This window comes from Rhodococcus sp. MPR-R1B (genome assembly GCF_058793255.1).
This window is the reverse complement of sequence record NZ_JBXAFO010000003.1, coordinates 276,410-292,500: the sequence shown is the minus strand read 5'-3', so window position 1 is coordinate 292,500 and position 16,091 is coordinate 276,410. Positions and strand designations below refer to the sequence as shown.

Below are 16,091 nucleotides of genomic sequence, written 5' to 3'. Positions count from 1 at the left end.
TTCCCCACGCTATCGCGCTCATCGAACGCTCATCGACTGCGGCGAAGCTGATTGCCATCACCCCGACCTGCCATCACCCCGACTAACGAGAGCGATCGATGACTATCACCATTCCAGGCTTCGACTACCAGCAGATTTCCACAGCAGACGGAGTGCGGCTCAACGTCGCGGTCGGCGGAAGCGGAACACCACTCGTCCTTCTGCACGGCTTCCCTCAGACTCACCTCATGTGGCGTCACGTAGCCACTGCCTTGGCGTCGGATCACACCGTCATCTGCCCGGATCTACGCGGATACGGAGCCAGCGACAAACCGGTCGAGGAAAACCCGGACACCTACTCCAAACGAACAATGGCTGCCGACATCGTCGAGGTGGCCAGGAAATTGGGACACGAGAAGTTTGCCCTCGTCGGCCACGATCGTGGCGCACTGGTTGCCGTCAGAGCGGGGCTGGATCATCCGGATGTGATCACGCAACTCGGCTCGCTGGACGTGCTCCCCACCCTGGATATGTGGGACATCCTGCATGGATCGAATGCTGCTGTGGCGTTCCATCTCTATCTCATGGCTCAGCCACCTGGTCTTCCCGAGCAGATGATCAGCGCCAGCGCCGATGCGTTCTTCGAGTACTTTCTCGACGTGTGGACGCAGAACCGCGAAGCGATTCCGGTAGACGTGCGGGCGGAATACCTGCGCGCCTCACGGGAGGCGGTGCCGTCGATCGTTGCCGATTACCGGGCGTCGGCAGGCATCGACATCGAACACGATCAGTCCGATCGGGAGGCGGGCAACCAACTGCACATGCCGGTCACGGTCATTCAGCAGGACTGGGGCTCGATGCTCGGCTACGACGCCGAGGCCCTGTGGAAAGCGTGGGCGCCCGATCTCGAGCACCGCACGCTGTCCGCAGGTCACTTCATGGCAGAAGAGGCGCCTGCCGAAGTGGTCGAGGCGATCCGGACCCTACTCGAGAGGTAGTTTTGACGCTTCTCGGCTGTCGAGGTACTGGCGAGCGCATCACGTGCGTCGCGAATGGACGAGGGGGATCGATGGGTTTCTCGCTGCACTTCATGCGGGTGACGAAGGACGTGCAACTCGATGTTGATCGGGCGGCGGTCGCCGCTTTCCTCGATCAGCACGGGCTGCGCGTGGTCGAGAGCCCGTACGGAGGCGAGATCGTCGACCGTGACGACAGGGCATTGACGATCGACGGGGCCTTCTCCGACCTTCATCTCGACTCGCTCGAGCAGAGCGATCCACTCAGTGGTGGAATCTTCCACGCGACGCTGTCGCCTGCCGAGTGCGCGTTCGTCTACGACCTCTGCGCGGCGGCTGGGTTCCTGATCGTCAACCCTCAGGGTGACCCGACGTTTCTCGTTCCCCAGCGCAATCACGAGCCCGACGACGTTTCCGAGTTGGAGGACGTCGTCTGGGTCGAAAGCGCCGAGGAACTGGCGCGGGCGCTCACCGGTGGTTTCCAAGCGTTCCGCGAGTTTCGGGACCGCGTGACAGGACGAGCCGCCGGTGCCGAATGATCGGGGCCCCGTCGGGTTGACGAAGGTCGGGTTCTACCGCTTGACCCCGGCCGCCAAGTCGTCGACCAGGACCTTGGCGGTCAAGGCGTATCCCGCGGCCTTGTAGTAGTCGAACGGAATCACGCGACCGGCCTGTGCGGCGGGCAGGCGCTGCCACGTCGGCGAGGTGTACACGCTGCCGGAGGCGCTGCGATCCAAGGCGAAGATGACGTCGGCTTCTTCGAGACGGTTGAACTGCTCCGACCCGAGCATCACGCGAAGGTCGGGGCCTTCACGGAGCACCTCGAACCCGAGGTCCTCGGCGACGGCGGTGCGGAAATCGTTCTGGAACCACGCGATCTGATCCTCTGCGGCGGCAACGAAGGCAACCTTCTTGCCGGCCATCAGCGGTTCGACGGTCGGGCGGACCTGAGCCACATGGGCGTCGTACTCGGCGAGTACTTCTTCGGCGCGATCGCTGCGCCCGATGCCGGTGAGGAAGTCCGACATGACCTTGCGCCACTCGGGGGTGAAGTCCTTGCCGACGGGCAGGACCGGTGCGATCTGCTGCATCCGGTCGTTGCCGTACGACCCGGTGTCCCACCAGCCGGCGCTGAGGACGAGAAGGTCCGCGCCGAGGGTCGAGATGTATTCGAAGTTGGGATCCGAAGCACCTTCGGCGAAAATCTCGACACCGGTGGCATCCGGGACCTCGCGGCGTAGGTGTTCGGCGGCGCCGGTCGGGTAGGCGGTCACCGGGTACCCCGCAAGGATCGACAATTCGAGGCCGTCGCGTGGATCGAGGGCAACGACGTTCTGAGGGTCCGTCGGAATGATCAGCTTCTCGTCGCCGCGTGTGAACTCGAAGGTCTCCGCGTTATCGGGCGTCGAACTTTCCGTGCTGCTGCAGGCGGCGAGAAACGCGGCCGCAGCGACGCCCGCGCCGACGCCGAAGAAACCGCGCCGCGTCAGGTTGTCCACGATCGCCCAGTAGTCGCGATCGGTCGTGGAGGGAGAAAGAAGTCGAGTCATATTTGTTAGGTTAGCCTTAGGGGCTGCCTTCGGGAATGGCGAAACAGCTCCCATGAGCGCCAAGAAATACGGCGAACACGCCAGCGCGCAGAGTGTTGTCGGCGTCACCGGCCCGCCTGAATCACAACCCACTTTCGACCTTTGACGTGCATGACGTCACAACCGGCCGCCTCCTCGATCGCGATTTGGCCCTGATGGCGCCGACTATGCTGGGTGCACCAGCAGTACGATTTCGGAGGTTGCAATGCAGATCACCAGCGTCGGCCACGCAGGATTTCACATCCAGACCGAGGCCGGATCCATCCTGTGTGATCCATGGGTGACCCCGACGTATTTCGCGTCCTGGGTGCCGTTCCCCGACAACACCGAGTTGGACTGGGACGCGCTGGGCAATTGCGACTACCTCTACGTCTCGCACCTGCACAAGGACCACTTCGATCCGAAGAACCTGATCGCGCACGTCAACAAGGACGCCACCGTCCTGCTCCCCGATTACCCGGTGCCGGACCTCAAGCGTGAGCTCGAGAAGCTCGGCTTCCACAAGTTCTTCGAGACGGAAGACTCCGTCAAGCACACCGTCAGCGGTCCCAAGGGCGATCTCGACATCATGATCATCGCTTTGCGCGCTCCCGCGGACGGTCCGATCGGTGACTCAGGCCTGGTCGTCTCGGACGGGGAGACCACCTGTTTCAACATGAACGACGCCAGGCCCGTCGACCTCGACCCGCTGACCGACGCCTTCGGGAAGGTCGACATCCATCTGCTGCAGTACTCGGGCGCGATCTGGTACCCGATGGTCTACGACATCCCGAAGGGCACCAAGCGCAACTTCGGCAAGCAGAAGCGTCAGCGCGGCATGGACCGCTGCCGCAACTACATCGCCCAGGTCGACGCTGCGTGGGTTGTCCCGTCGGCCGGCCCGCCGGTCTTCCTCGACGACGACCTGCGTTACCTCAACGACGATCACGGCGACGAGGGAAACATCTTCCCCGACCAGATCACGTTCCTCGAGCAGATGCGCATCAACGGCAACGATCGTGGTCTGCTGATGATCCCCGGCTCGGCCGTCGAACTTCGGGGAAGTGAGAAGGTCGCCCTGACGCATCCCATCCCGGACGCGGACGTCGACAAGATCTTCTCGAACAAGGCCGAGTACATCGAGAAGATGGCGCAGAAGATGGCACCGGTCATCGCCGCGCAGAAGGCTACGTGGGCTCCGGCCGAAGGCGAGCCGCTGCTCGACGGTCTGAAGGCCAAGTTCGAGCCGATCATGGCGCAGTCCGATCTGATCTGCGACGGAATCGGCTACCCCGTCGGACTCGTGATGGGAGAGGAGACGGTCGTCCTCGACTTCCCGAAGCGGATCGTTCGCGAGCCCATCGACGGAGAAGGTAAGTACCGCTACGGCTTCCGCATTGCTCCCGAACTGGTTCGCACCGTTCTGCGTGACGACGAGCCAGACTGGGTCAACACCATTTTCCTGTCGACACGCTTCACGGCGTGGCGCATCGGTGGGTACAACGAGTTCCTCTACACGTTCTTCAAGTGCCTCACCGACGAACGCATCGCATACGCCGACGGCTGGTTCGCCGAGGCGCACGACGACAGCGCGTCTATCGAGTTGGGTGGCTACGAGATTCAGCGTCGTTGCCCCCACCTCAAGGCTGACCTGTCGAAGTTCGGTGTCGTCGACGGCACCAACCTCACCTGCGATCTGCACGGCTGGCAGTGGGATCTCGAGACCGGCCGCTGCAAGACGTCCAAGGGCCACGAGCTGCGCACCAGCAAGCTGAGCTGAACCGAGCTCGTCGGGTGACGGGATACAGCAGGTCGCTGATCGGCCTGGCGACAGCGCTCGCCGGGTTGGCCGGTTACGTCGACGCGCTCGGATTCATCACGCTCGGTGGGCCTTTCGTTTCGTTCATGAGCGGCAACATGACGCAGGCGAGCGTCGCATTTGCCGACGGGGTGTGGTCGACCGCGCGGGTGGCAGGCGGCATCATCGTGCTCTTCCTCCTGGGAATCGCGCTGGGAACCGTCGTCACCCACTTCACGGAGCGGTACTCCGTCCGGACCCGCAAGGTCACGGTGCTTGCGGTTGTGGCTGGACTGCTGGCCATCGGTTCGGTGATGAGCAGCCTCGACGTCACCCCAGGCGCGATTTCGGCGATGGCCCTGGCGATGGGAGCCGTCAACTCGGTGTTCCAACGCGACGGTGAGGTGACGATCGGTGTCACGTACATGACCGGTGCGCTGGTCAAGATGGGCCAGCGTCTCACCGGAGCCTTTCTGGGTGGCCCGAAGTGGGCGTGGCTGCAGCACTTCGGGATGTGCGCGGGGTTGATCGCGGGCGCGGTGGTCGGTGCGCTCGTTCATCGGTGGATCGGTCTTCACGCTCTGTGGCCCGCATCGGCGTTCACGGTTGTTCTGATCGCCGTTGCCTGGCAGGTCTCGCCCCCGTCTCCGGCAAAGGTGTAGAAAGAGCCAGACACAAATCCGGGGGTACAGGGGGAAGCAGTGGATGCTCTGATCATCGTGGTGCTCGGACTGCTCGGAATCGTCGCGGCCTCGACGCTCGGAGCGCGGATCGGAGTCGCAGCACCGTTGATTCTGGTGATGGCCGGGATCGTTGTCAGCCTCTTACCATTTGTCCCAGCAGTGGACATCGACCCGGAATGGATTCTGGCAGGCGTGCTTCCGCCACTGCTGTACTCCGCCTCGGTCTCGATGCCGTCGATGGAGTTTCGGCGTGAGTTCGGTGCCATCGGTGGGCTTTCCGTTCTGCTCGTGGTCGTGAGTGCGCTTGTTCTCGGTGTGTTCTTCTCCTGGGTGATACCAGGACTCGGTATCTGGTGGGGCATTGCACTCGGTGCGATCGTGAGCCCGACGGATGCCGTCGCGACGTCCATCGTCAAGAAACTCCCGGTCTCGCCGCGGGTGGTGTCGATCCTCGAAGGCGAAAGCCTGCTCAACGACGCCACCGCTCTGGTTCTGTTGCGTACTGCCATCGCCGGGGCCGCCGCATCGGTGTCGCTGTGGAGTGTGTTGGGCAAGTTCGCTTTTGCCGTCGTCGTGGCCGCGGTCATCGGAGTTGTCGTCGGCAAGGTCAACCTGATGGTTCGCGCCCGTGTCACCGATTCGACGGTCAACACGGTCATCTCGTTCACGGTGCCGTTTCTGGCGGCGATCCCCGCCGAAGAGTTGGGTGCGTCAGGGTTGGTTGCTGCAGTCGTGGCCGGGCTCGTCACCGGCTACGACGCTCCTCGGAAGCTGTCACCGCGACACCGGTTGTCCGACTCCCAGAACTGGCGCACAGTCGAATTGGTCCTCGAAGGTGCGATCTTCCTGGTGATGGGCCTCGAACTCTCGTCGATAGTCGACGATGTCCGGGTCGACCACGAGGGCATATCCACGGCGGTCTTCGTGGCGGCGGGTGCACTGTTCCTCACGATCTTGGTGCGGGCTCTGTACGTGGCCCCGCTCCTGCGAGCGCTCCAAGCGCGGGCGAATTTTCGTGAACGCATGAAACCCAGACTCTCCGACATCGCGAATCGCCTCGACAATCCCGAGGATTACCCGCCAGACGAACGACGCAGCAGGCGCCGGGCACCTTCGGCGAATCAGATGGAAAGGTTCAAGGTTCGGGTTCGGCGGACGGTTGCCGATATCGACTACTACCTCGCTGCGCCGTTGGGATGGCGTGAAGGCACGATCGTCATCTGGGCCGGCATGCGCGGGGCGGTCACTCTGGCTGCAGCGCAGACTCTGCCGGAAGACACCCCGAGTCGATCGCTCCTGATCTTGGTTGCGTTCCTGGTGGCAGCAGGCTCGTTGATCCTTCAGGGTGGGACGTTGAAGCGCGTCGTAGTGGCGACCGGTCCGGCAGCGCAGGACCTCACCGAATCCGAACTAGACGAGCATCGCAGGTTGCTCGACCTCCTCGAAGATGCTGCTGCGAGTGTCGTTCCGCCAGAGGGTCGGTCGAAGAAGAGGATCCGCCTCGACGTGATCGAAGCGCAGCGTCAGGCACTGCTCGACGCACGTGACGATGGCGTGTTCGACGCACGGATGCTCGGATCGGCACTTGCCGCGCTGGATGCCGATCAGATCAGTCTCGAACTCAGGGGCGGCCCGGACGGTTGATCACGTGCACAGGCGCTTTCGAGCAGACGTCATCATTGCCCGCGTGATCACGCCGTGCAGTACCTGAACGGGGGCGAAGTAGATTCGGCCCGCGCGGTTCTTCAGCTCCACGGCGGTGACGACGTGCAGGAGGCCGGCGTCGTTGTCGGCCTGAACCGAGGCGACGAATCGTAGGTGTTTCTCGTCCGCTTCGATGAGGGCCTCGCCGTCGGCGATCTTGTCGACGGCAAAGGTGTCGGGGCGTCCCTTGCGATGCCGAGCAGTCCGACTATCCGCTCCCTGAGCCAGAACATCGCGAGGACGGGTGCGGGGACATTCCTGACGTCGAAGACTGCCTGCGCCCACTCCTCGGATGTATGGGTCGGAACAGCCGGGATGGTGATCGTGGTGGCTTCTGCCCAGTCCGGTGCAGGCATTGCCTTGAAAGCGAGTGTCATTTCGTCCTCCGTACGGTGCCGTATGGAACTTACCCATACGGTACCGTACGGAGGTGACGAATGCCCGCGCCCGACTCTCTCGTGACCAGTGGATCGATGCAGCTTTCCGGGCTCTGACAAGCCATGGGCCTGATGCAGTTGCAGTGGAAAAGGTGGCGCGCACGCTCGGATCGACCAAGGGTTCCTTTTATTGGCACTTCGCCAACCGCGACGAATTGCTGCAAGCTGCGCTCGGCCGGTGGGAAGTTTTGGCAACCGAGAGACTGATCTCCTCCGTCGAGTCCTCTGGTGAACCGGCGGAGGTGAGGTTGCGTCGTCTGGTGGATTCGGTCACGACCGGATTGGCCGGTCGCCGTGCGGAGTTGGAACTGCTTGCCGGGATCGGCCATCCTTTGGTTTCGGCGGCGGTTCGACGTGTCACCGAGCGTCGAGTTACCTACATCGTGACGTTGTTGGTCGATCTGGGGATGGACAGGCAGAAAGCGGAACATCGTGGCGTACTTGCCTATTCGATGTACCTGGGGCAGATGCAATTGGTACACAGTGCGCCCGATGTGGTTCCTGGCAGCGGTGCGGACGCTCAGGCGCTCGCCGACGAGTTCGTGAATATGGTTCTGGCCAGGTAAGTTCGCCGTCGAACGCAGCGTGATCTGCGCATCACCCTGCGCTTTCAGGTGAGGGACCACACATTGCGCGTAACCCATAGTTACAGATACTTTGAGGTCAGCTGAAGTGGGGTGCCGGATATGTCGACATTTCCCGGAGGCGCAAAACCGTTTCACGACAGGAAGAAAGGTGACTCACCATGAGCGTTGTGCTTATTTCGTTGCTGGTCGCCGCTGGACTCACCGTGCTGGCCACCAGTGACGGTGCCGGTCTGGACTTCGGGAGTCGGCAGCTGAACCGCCAGTTGAAGACCCGCACGCACCAGTAACCCCGGAAATCGGCCGGCTCCACGCGATACTTCGCGGAGCCGGCCGATTGCGTTGCTCCGGTCAGTTCACTCCGAGATCTACCAGCCAGGCCCGGGTGCTGCGGGCGACGATGCCCAAGGCAACGGCAGAACCCGTCGCGGAGTCGAACGCGACGCTGTCGGCAGATTCGAGTCCCGTGTAGAGCTGGGAAACCCCGGCTGCTGCGCCCCCTCCGATGATCGGCGCAATCGACGCACCGAAGGCATCGGGCGTCACGGCTTCGAAAGTTACCGCGCGCGAGAAGTGTTCGGCGAATGCTACGGCCAGTTCGATGCCGGTGATCGCCGGAATCTGTCCGATGTCGACCGCGTCCGGTGCTACGTCGAGAGTCAGGGCCGCAACGGCTGCATCAGCGACGTCGAGATGTGAACTCCATGCGACCGCGAGATCGGCACGTAGTGGGTAACGCAGGACCCCTTCGTCTTTCACCCCCGACAGCACGGTGGGCAGAAGAAGATTCTCGAGGAACAAACGCGGGGTCAGGACGGTCACCGCGATACCTTCGGCGCGGAGTCCGTCGACGAGCTCGGAGAGAACGGGTGTGTTGGGACCGGCAAGCGGCGAAGTAGCGTCGCGGGTCACCGTGCCGCTGGTAGAGATCACGAACCGCGAAGGACCTGTCACTCTTGCTGCTGCCAGAACGTTGTGGGCGTAACCAGCTAGCGTCTCGGTGTCACCGGCGAGTGGCAGGTGGAAGAACACCCCGTCTACCCCGCGATAAGCGTCGGCGAGAGAGTCGACTGACGCATTGTCCGCGACGACGGTGTTCGCACCCTCGAACGTCTGGTCGGGGTTGCGGGTGATTGCTCGGACTTCGGCACCTGTCGATCCGGCGAGAGCCGCGACCAATCCCGCGAGAACGGGAGAACCCTGTGCGCCGGTGGCGCCATGCACTGTGTAAGTCATGACGCCTATAGTTCAGATTGGGAACCAGTTACTTCAAGTGAACTAATGGGGAATCGATGAGTGAATCAGGTCACGAGCTTCCGGAGTGCGGCGTCGCGCGCTTTCTGCTGGTTCTGGACGGACCGTGGGCAACGCTGATCGTTCGTGAGCTCACGCACGGCCCGATGCGCTTCACGGAACTACGACGCGCATTGCCCGGCATCAGTCCCAGGACACTGTCCGCCAGACTCAAGCGATTCGAGGAGTTCGATCTGGTGACCCGGACTGCCTACGCCGAGGTGCCGCCGCGAGTGGAGTACGAACTCACCGCGACGGGGATGGAACTGCGCTCCGTGCTCGAAGCGATGGTCGAGTGGGCGGATCTGGCACTCCCCGTTTCGTGACCCTGCCCTCAGTGCGGGCCCGAAAGTCCAACCCGCAGAGCGCCGCAGGCCTCGAACATCGCATCTTGACCGGTATGGCCGACACCGGTGGTGTTGACGAAGGCATGGATCAATCCACTGTGACGCCTGAGTGCAACCGGGACTCCGGCCTCTCGCAGCCGGTCCGCGTTTCCTCACCCTCGTCGCGTAGTGGGTCGAAACCGGCGACGGCAACGTACGCGGGCGGTAGGCCGGCCAGGTCCGGAGTGAGCAGCGGTGAGACTCGCGGGTCGAGAGCCGAAGCGCCGCCCGACAGGTAATGGGCTGCATACCAGTCGAGTTGGGCGTCGGTGAGAAAGAAGTCGGTGCCGAACATCTTGTGCGAAGGGCGCTTCGACGAAAGGTCCACCCAGGGGAAGAAGAGCAGTTGGAATACTGGTTTGACGTCGTCTTCGGTCGTGGACTGCGCGACGACGGCAGCCAAGTTCCCACCCGCGCTGTCTCCGCCTACCGCAATGGATTTCGGATCTGCACCCAGATCTGTGGCATGCTCGACGCAGTACCGGAATGCGGCGACGGCGTCATCGACCCCGGCGGGGAACGGGAACTCCGGTGCTAACCGGTAGTCCACCGACAACACACTGACCTTGCCGTGGCGGGCCAGGAAGCGGCACACACTGTCGCCGCTCTCGAGGCTGCCGAGGACGAACCCGCCGCCGTGGAAGTACACCAAAAGTGGAGCGGGCGTTGAGACTCCGGCCGGGCGATACAGCCGAGCCGGAATCGCGTGATCCCCGGCCGGGATCTCGAGGTCACGTACCGTCTCGATGTCGATGGGCGTACCGCCGAACAGTCGCGATTCGGCGTCGATCTGAGCCCGTCCCTCTTCGACCGGAAGATGCTCGAAGCTCGTACCTTCGACCGCTGAGAGCAATCTCAGCGCAAGCTGGATCTCGGGGTGCAGAGTCTGCCCGTCGATCTCCTTCGGCTTGCCACCGAGAATGCGCTGCGCGCCGGTCGGTAAGGCGCCGACGACATCGAGCACCACCCGCGCAACACGATCTTGGACAGACATCTTCTCCGTGGACATACTCGCCTTCCGTCGGCCGATCACCCGTCGCTTGTACGTTACGAAAGAACCGGACAAATATCCAGGAATCTCGGCGCTCGCGGTCAGCTTGCCGGCGTCACCGTGACTGTGACGGGGCCCGCGTCGTCCGCGGTTTCCACTGTGAGAAGACGGCTTTGGGGGTTCCAGTTCACGATGTCGGCGCCCGCGACGTCGACGCCGCCGGGAAAGCCGCTCTCGGGTAGATAGATCTCGGTCGGTGCCGTCACCGCGGGGTTCGGGGTGAACGTCAGCTGAAGGCGGTCAACGGTCGAGGACCATTCGGTGGGTGTGCCCGCGACGGCACGCGGATACGGCTTGTTCAGGGTGTCGACGAGGAGTGTCTGCGATCCGTCCGGCAGGTACGGGCCCCAAGGCCCGGGATCACTGGACCAGTACGAGACACCCGCGCCGAGTTCTCGGGCGGTCGTGTAGACGCGGTCGATGTAGTCGGTTGCGCCGGGCAGTGTTGTGTCGAGCCCGAATTCGCCGAGAATGATCGGAACGCCGCCGAGTACGTTTCCGGCGATGTGTTCGACGCTGTCGCGCCAGGTGTCGATGGTCGCGTCGGTGAGTGTGCGTGAGAGGCCGGAGTATCCGTCACCGAGGTCGAGGGGCAGCGGGTACAGGTGTGGGCAGTAGGCGATTCGCTGTTCGCCGGCTCGTGGGTCGTTGATCTTCGTGAGCCCGCTGGGGACACCTTGGTTGACGCCGACGGCCTGCGGGGCCACACACACCCAGCTGTCCTGATCAACTTCCCTGATGGCGTTGGTGGTTCGCTGATACAAGGCAGCGAGGGGCCCACCTTCGAATGCGGGGCCTTGGAGGGAACCGCCCCACGGCTCGTTCATCAGGTCGTATGCCACGACGGTGTCATTGCCTGCAAAACGTTCGGCCACCGCCTGCCATGCGTTCGCGTAGTGCTCGACCAGTTCGGGATGTTGGCCGGTGGTGTTCCAGAAGTTGTCGAATGCACGCATCACACCGGGTTGGACGTAGTACAGCTCCCACCGGTCTTGAGGGCTGACCGGAAGGCCGTCCATGTATGTCGCCCAGGCCGGCGCGCCGTTGCCGATGTTGCCTGCGCCGTTGCCACTGTTGCCCTCTGGTGTGATCGCGCCGGAATAGACGTCCTGATGCATGTCGAGCATGACCTTGTAGCCGCGCTCGGCATACCAGCTGACCCGGTCCTCGACGCGGTCCAGATATTCCTGGTCGTACTGTCCCGGCTCTGGCTCCACCGAACGCCAGGAGATCAGGAACCGCACGAAATTTGTTCCCATGTCGGCATGTTCGCGCTCGAGATCGGCTTCGGTGAACTTCGGCATGCCGTCGGGTGCGCTCTTTGCGCTCGACGCCGTGTTGAACCCTCGCAGGATCAAGGAGCGCCCGGCGTCATCGGTCAGGTACGACGGTGGCACCGACGTGCCACCGGCGCTCCCCGACGTGGGCAGGCTGCCCTGAGCCGCGGCAATGCCGCCGCCCAGTATCAGTGAGCCCGCGACTATCAGTGCTGAGAGCGGGATACGACGCACGGAAACTCCTCCTGGATGTGTGGATGGATTGACTTGTCCGACTGGGGCTTCAGCCCTGGGCTTGAACGCTCGGTGTCGATTCACGTCGGTTGGCTTACGCTGGTACGCCCGTTTTCGATGTGTCCGACGAGCACGCGCTTGAATTCAGGATCTTCGTCGACCGTCACGGCGGCCTGATACCAGCCGTCCACCGAACGCACCGTCCACTGAGAGTGTGCACCGGCAGCGAGTTTGCGTCGGTTTCCGTCCACATTGACCGTCAGTGCACGACTTCCGGAATTGTTCGCCGTCAGTACAAGCGCGCGCGTCCCTGCGTCGACAGTTGTCGAGACGTCGAGCGAGGCTGCCGCACTGTCTGTAGCTCCACTGAACTCGCGCCTGAAACCATTGGGACCCAACAGGGTCAGGCTGTAGACGCGATCACTGAGCGCAACGGTGTCATCGACCTCACCCAGGAGGTCGTAATGCCGTGGCTCGTCGAACTCACCTGCGTACGGGTACAAGGCCAGGTGAGTTGATGCGGCACCGGCATTGACCAGATGGACCGCCAACGAGCCGGTTTCCGGGTTCACCGTCGTGTAGGCGTCGGGCTGATAGGGAAGGGCCCGTGCTGGTCGAGTGCCGTTCTCCTGCAGAGGCATTCTCTGTTCGGTGGGCGGGGTCGGTGTCCACCGCGGTTCCAGCGCCGGAGTGGGTTGCGGGCGCGCCAAAGTCGGTCGACTACGCGGGTTGGCGAAGTCGAACGCCGACGTCAGGTCGCCACTCACCGTGCGTCGCCACGGGTCGATTTCCGGCTGCGTGATTCCGAACCGCTTCTCCAGGAACTGCGTGACGGACGTGTGGTCGAACACTTGTGAACAAACGAAACCGCCAACAGTCCACGGCGAGATGATCGTCATCGGCACCCTCGGGCCGAGGCCGAGCGGCTGATTGCCGATCCATTCGGTTTCGACCGAGCGCGGTGGTCGAGGTGGCGGTACATGGTCGAAGTACCCGTCGTTCTCGTCGAAGTTGACGATCACGGCCGTCTTCGCCCACAGATCGGGATCGGAGGCGACGGCGTCGAGCACTTGATAGAGCAGTGTTGCGCTCGCCGCAGGTGACGATCCCGATGGGTGCTCCGAATCCACTTCGGACGGAACGAGATAACTGACTTGCGGCAGTCGGCCCGACTCGACGTCCTTCCTGAACTCGGCGGCCAGTGTGCCGGGCCGGGATCGGTACAGTGCGCGATCGTAGAGTTGGCGATCAGCAGGCGACAGTTGGTCTGCAGCATTCTCGAGGGCCAGTACCGCTGCGTCCTGGACCGGCGCCGGCATCGACGGCAGGGCGAGATAGAACCCGGCCAAGGTCTGCAGTTCGTAGGGGAGCAGGCTTGGCCGACCAAGCAGCCCTGCCGCCACTTTCTTGAAGGCAGTGAAGTATTCGAGGTTGTTGTCTCCGAAGTTGTCCCACTCTTGGTAGGTCTTCCAGGAAATGCCGGCGGACTGCAACCGCTCGGGAACCGTCGTCCATCCGTAGCCGGCGTGCCAGGGGTTGTAGGCAGCATTGGTTACAGCTCTTCCCTCCGGGCCCCCGGTTTCCGACGACCCACTCGAACCGAATGACTCCATCGAACCCAATGGATTCAGCTCACGGGGCTCGTATCCGGTGTATCCAGAGACCCAATAGTTCCGGTTGGGGCTCGTCGACGTCGGAACGGAGCAGTGGTAGGCGTCGCAGATCGTGAACGAGTCCGCCAGTTCGTAATGAAAGGGAATGTCTTGCCGGTCGTAGTACGCCATCGTCGTACCGGTTTTTGCCGCAATCCAACCGTCGTGCCAGCCGTCGGCGAGTGCGGCATGTCCGCCCGCCCAGCTGTGATCCAGCCCGGTGACGTTCTGGGTGTCCATGCGTTGTGCCGCAGCGGAATCGCGGATGGGGAAGGGGAGCACCGGACCGGTAAGCCCGGGTTGCTCGAAGACGCTTTGGCCGCTGCGTAGACGCAACGCATTCGGATCCCCGAAGCCGCGAACACCCCTCAGAGCGCCGTAGTAGTGGTCGAAAGATCTGTTCTCCTGCATGACGAGGACAACATGCTCGATCGAATCGAGCCCGCCGGAGTTTGCGGGTGTCGCCAGTGCACGTTGAAGCGACGGCGGCAGAAGGGAAGCGGCGGCGACTGCAGTCGCACCGACCCCGGCGGCGAGAAACGACCGTCGAGAAAAGGAATTCCTGGACACTTGTGCTCCATCGATCAATCAATCAGTGCTATGACTACGGCCGCGACATGCTGTTGCCGCTGCTCCGAATCGGTGCAGCGGCAACAGTGTCGAGAGAAATGCGATCAGGAACCGAAGAGACCGCCCAGCGAACCGAGGCTGCCCGAGCCACCGTTTCCGCCATCATCAGGCGCAGCAGAAACCTTTACGACGGATTCGTCCGACGCAGACTGCGTGAATCCGCTTCGCCCGGCGTATGCCGCCTTGATCGGATGATCGCCCGTCGATGCGAAAGTGTGCGTCAGTCGCGCCACACCATCGACTCCGACGACAACGGGTTGTCCGATGGGTTGGTCACCGTCGAAGAACTGAACCGAACCCCCGCCCGGATTAGGACTGACCGTTGCGGAAAGTTCTGCCGCGACATTCTGCTTGGCCGTCGCGGGAGCTGCCAGTGAGGTCGAGGTGGTGACATCGGACGGCGCGGGATCAGACACGGTGACCGTTTGGGCTGATGCCATCGACGGCATGAATCCTGTTGCGCCGGAGTAGTAGGCCGACACTGCATGAGATCCGGCCGAGGTGAATGCGTGTTCCAGAGTGGCTTTTCCGTCAGCGCCCACCGGGATCGGGGCACCGATATTTGCAGCGCCATCCTTGAACTGGAGAGTGCCACCAGTGGGGGTCGGCGTGACCTGCGCCCTCAGCGACACCGATACGCCCGTCTTTGCATCGGTAGGAACGTTCACGGCAGTGTCGGTCTGCTTGACGACAGGTGCGGCAGTCACCGTGACCATCGCCTCTGTCGAGTTGGAACTCTGGAATCCGTTGATTCCCTGGAATGTTGCGGAGACCCGCGCGGTTCCGGCGGTGAAGAAGGTATGCGGTAGCCGGGCAGTGCCGTCGGCACCGGGCGTGACAGGTGTACCGACGTCAGCGCCGTCCACCCTGAACTGCACGTTTCCGTTGACCGGAGCCGGATCCACCTTTGCGACAAGCTCTGTCGGTGTGCTGGCTTGGATCGAGCCGGGCATCTGGATTGTGGTGGTTGTCGGTTGGCTGACGTAGATGGTGGTCAGGGCCTGCCCACCGGCGTTGAGGCCGGAATTCCTGTTGTCCCGCGGGGAGCAGTTGTAGCGCTCCCAGTAGTTGACTCCGAAGACGTCCTTTTCGCGCTGGACGAATGTGAGCGCATTTCGGTCATCGTCGTAGTTGGCGGAGCCAGGATCGGAAACTCGCAGCGAAGGCTTGATCTCGCTACCAGCCGCACCGGCTTTGACTGTGACGTCGACTGCGGGGAGTCGGAACTTGGTGTTGGCACCGACGATGATGCCGTCACTCGATCGAACCGCGGAGGACGGACCGTTTCCGATGGTCCGATTCGATCCGGAGATACGCAGGTGCGTACCGGATGCCGATGGATTACCGCCGTCGTCGATCTGTGTGACTGTTGGAGTGGCACTGTCGGATCCGAGGCCGTACGCACTGTCCGCCACAAGCTGGGAACTCACGAATTCGACGCCCGACGGGATGTCGAAGTCGTACTTGATCCGGGCCCAATGCACGACTCCACGGCTGGCATGGCCGCCGCTGTTTGCCTTCATCTCGTTCGGCTGCACGCGGTAGGTGACGGTCTCACCTGGTGCCGCGGTGGTCGGTGCGGTGATGGTGACCCCCGAGCCGAGCGTCTCGTTGAACGTGATCGGGCTTGCCGCACCGTCCATCTCGCGCACATGGCATGCAGTTGTGAAGGCCACGCTCTTGGTCTCGGGGGCAGCAGAGGCGGTCCCGCCGCCGACGATGGAGAACAACCCGCCGGCCAGTACCGAGACGGTTGCAATCGCAGAGCCGCGTAACAGTTTCGAGTTCATCGACGAATC

The 16,091-nt window shown here is 62.9% G+C and carries 15 protein-coding genes; 8 read left to right on the top strand and 7 right to left on the bottom strand.

Translation table 11 applies throughout. The features are described 5' to 3' along the window. Window positions 1–98: 98 nt before the first annotated feature. Together AC1Q61_RS06625 and AC1Q61_RS06620 are read left to right on the top strand one after the other, a co-directional pair. On the top strand, window positions 99–977 hold the full coding sequence (locus AC1Q61_RS06625) for an alpha/beta fold hydrolase (protein WP_003942926.1): 879 nt from the start codon (window positions 99–101) through the stop codon (window positions 975–977). 71 nt (window positions 978–1,048) lie between these two features. Further along, window positions 1,049–1,534, top strand: a complete 486-nt coding sequence (locus tag AC1Q61_RS06620) for a hypothetical protein (protein WP_003943095.1) — start codon at window positions 1,049–1,051, stop codon at window positions 1,532–1,534. A 33-nt stretch (window positions 1,535–1,567) separates the two neighbouring features. On the opposite strand, the gene AC1Q61_RS06615 is transcribed toward AC1Q61_RS06620, so the two are convergent. After that, window positions 1,568–2,545, bottom strand: a complete 978-nt coding sequence (locus AC1Q61_RS06615) for an ABC transporter substrate-binding protein (protein ID WP_060937769.1) — start codon at window positions 2,543–2,545, stop codon at window positions 1,568–1,570. A gap of 244 nt (window positions 2,546–2,789) precedes the next feature. Between AC1Q61_RS06615 and AC1Q61_RS06610 the strand changes: the two genes are divergently transcribed. From AC1Q61_RS06610 to AC1Q61_RS06600, 3 genes are read left to right on the top strand one after another with little or no spacing between them, the layout of a single operon-like run. Beyond that, window positions 2,790–4,343, top strand: coding sequence for a Rieske 2Fe-2S domain-containing protein (locus tag AC1Q61_RS06610; RefSeq protein ID WP_355332711.1), 1,554 nt, complete (start codon window positions 2,790–2,792; stop codon window positions 4,341–4,343). A gap of 14 nt (window positions 4,344–4,357) precedes the next feature. Then, the gene (locus AC1Q61_RS06605) at window positions 4,358–5,023 is read left to right on the top strand and encodes a YoaK family protein (RefSeq protein ID WP_492651092.1); all 666 of its coding nucleotides are present in this window, start codon (window positions 4,358–4,360) and stop codon (window positions 5,021–5,023) included. Between the two features lie 39 nt (window positions 5,024–5,062). Beyond that, complete coding sequence (locus AC1Q61_RS06600) at window positions 5,063–6,688, top strand: cation:proton antiporter (protein WP_050654985.1); 1,626 nt, start codon at window positions 5,063–5,065, stop codon at window positions 6,686–6,688. Here AC1Q61_RS06600 and AC1Q61_RS06595 read toward each other — a convergent pair whose 3' ends face one another. Continuing rightward, a complete protein-coding gene (locus AC1Q61_RS06595; RefSeq protein WP_492651093.1) occupies window positions 6,689–7,033 on the bottom strand; it encodes a DUF2867 domain-containing protein in 345 nt (114 codons plus the stop codon). It lies immediately after the preceding gene. Between the two features lie 145 nt (window positions 7,034–7,178). On the opposite strand from AC1Q61_RS06595, the gene AC1Q61_RS06590 reads away from it, so the two are divergent. Then, window positions 7,179–7,751, top strand: a complete 573-nt coding sequence (locus AC1Q61_RS06590; RefSeq protein ID WP_492651094.1) for a TetR/AcrR family transcriptional regulator — start codon at window positions 7,179–7,181, stop codon at window positions 7,749–7,751. A gap of 179 nt (window positions 7,752–7,930) precedes the next feature. Further along, window positions 7,931–8,059: a hypothetical protein gene (locus AC1Q61_RS06585; protein ID WP_492651095.1), complete on the top strand. Its 129-nt coding sequence runs from the start codon at window positions 7,931–7,933 to the stop codon at window positions 8,057–8,059. A gap of 61 nt (window positions 8,060–8,120) precedes the next feature. Here AC1Q61_RS06585 and AC1Q61_RS06580 read toward each other — a convergent pair whose 3' ends face one another. Then, complete coding sequence (locus tag AC1Q61_RS06580; protein WP_050654988.1) at window positions 8,121–9,005, bottom strand: SDR family oxidoreductase; 885 nt, start codon at window positions 9,003–9,005, stop codon at window positions 8,121–8,123. A gap of 56 nt (window positions 9,006–9,061) precedes the next feature. On the opposite strand from AC1Q61_RS06580, the gene AC1Q61_RS06575 reads away from it, so the two are divergent. Further along, complete coding sequence (locus tag AC1Q61_RS06575; protein ID WP_007730275.1) at window positions 9,062–9,388, top strand: winged helix-turn-helix transcriptional regulator; 327 nt, start codon at window positions 9,062–9,064, stop codon at window positions 9,386–9,388. 109 nt (window positions 9,389–9,497) lie between these two features. On the opposite strand, the gene AC1Q61_RS06570 is transcribed toward AC1Q61_RS06575, so the two are convergent. The 4 genes from AC1Q61_RS06570 to AC1Q61_RS06555 all read right to left on the bottom strand — a co-directional run bounded on the left by AC1Q61_RS06570 (window position 9,498) and on the right by AC1Q61_RS06555 (window position 16,082). After that, window positions 9,498–10,442: an alpha/beta hydrolase gene (locus AC1Q61_RS06570; RefSeq protein WP_492654880.1), complete on the bottom strand. Its 945-nt coding sequence runs from the start codon at window positions 10,440–10,442 to the stop codon at window positions 9,498–9,500. 98 nt (window positions 10,443–10,540) lie between these two features. Continuing rightward, window positions 10,541–12,010 (bottom strand): cellulase family glycosylhydrolase, encoded by a 1,470-nt coding sequence (locus AC1Q61_RS06565; RefSeq protein ID WP_492651097.1) that lies wholly within the window; start codon window positions 12,008–12,010, stop codon window positions 10,541–10,543. 80 nt (window positions 12,011–12,090) lie between these two features. Further along, on the bottom strand, window positions 12,091–14,232 hold the full coding sequence (locus tag AC1Q61_RS06560; protein ID WP_492651098.1) for a phosphocholine-specific phospholipase C: 2,142 nt from the start codon (window positions 14,230–14,232) through the stop codon (window positions 12,091–12,093). 104 nt (window positions 14,233–14,336) lie between these two features. Next, entirely contained in the window at window positions 14,337–16,082 is a 1,746-nt protein-coding gene (locus tag AC1Q61_RS06555; RefSeq protein ID WP_492651099.1) for an Ig-like domain-containing protein, read from the bottom strand. Between the last annotated feature and the right edge of the window lie 9 nt (window positions 16,083–16,091).

Bases quoted from the DNA above. Each gene is read 5' to 3' on its own strand.
- AC1Q61_RS06625 (WP_003942926.1), top strand. From the start codon at position 99: ATGACTATCACCATTCCAGGCTTCGACTACCAGCAGATTTCCACAGCA.
- AC1Q61_RS06620 (WP_003943095.1), top strand. From the start codon at position 1,049: ATGGGTTTCTCGCTGCACTTCATGCGGGTGACGAAGGACGTGCAACTC.
- AC1Q61_RS06615 (WP_060937769.1), bottom strand. From the start codon at position 2,545: ATGACTCGACTTCTTTCTCCCTCCACGACCGATCGCGACTACTGGGCG.
- AC1Q61_RS06610 (WP_355332711.1), top strand. From the start codon at position 2,790: ATGCAGATCACCAGCGTCGGCCACGCAGGATTTCACATCCAGACCGAG.
- AC1Q61_RS06585 (WP_492651095.1), top strand. From the start codon at position 7,931: ATGAGCGTTGTGCTTATTTCGTTGCTGGTCGCCGCTGGACTCACCGTG.
- AC1Q61_RS06580 (WP_050654988.1), bottom strand. From the start codon at position 9,005: ATGACTTACACAGTGCATGGCGCCACCGGCGCACAGGGTTCTCCCGTT.
- AC1Q61_RS06575 (WP_007730275.1), top strand. From the start codon at position 9,062: ATGAGTGAATCAGGTCACGAGCTTCCGGAGTGCGGCGTCGCGCGCTTT.
- AC1Q61_RS06570 (WP_492654880.1), bottom strand. From the start codon at position 10,442: ATGTCTGTCCAAGATCGTGTTGCGCGGGTGGTGCTCGATGTCGTCGGC.
- AC1Q61_RS06555 (WP_492651099.1), bottom strand. From the start codon at position 16,082: ATGAACTCGAAACTGTTACGCGGCTCTGCGATTGCAACCGTCTCGGTA.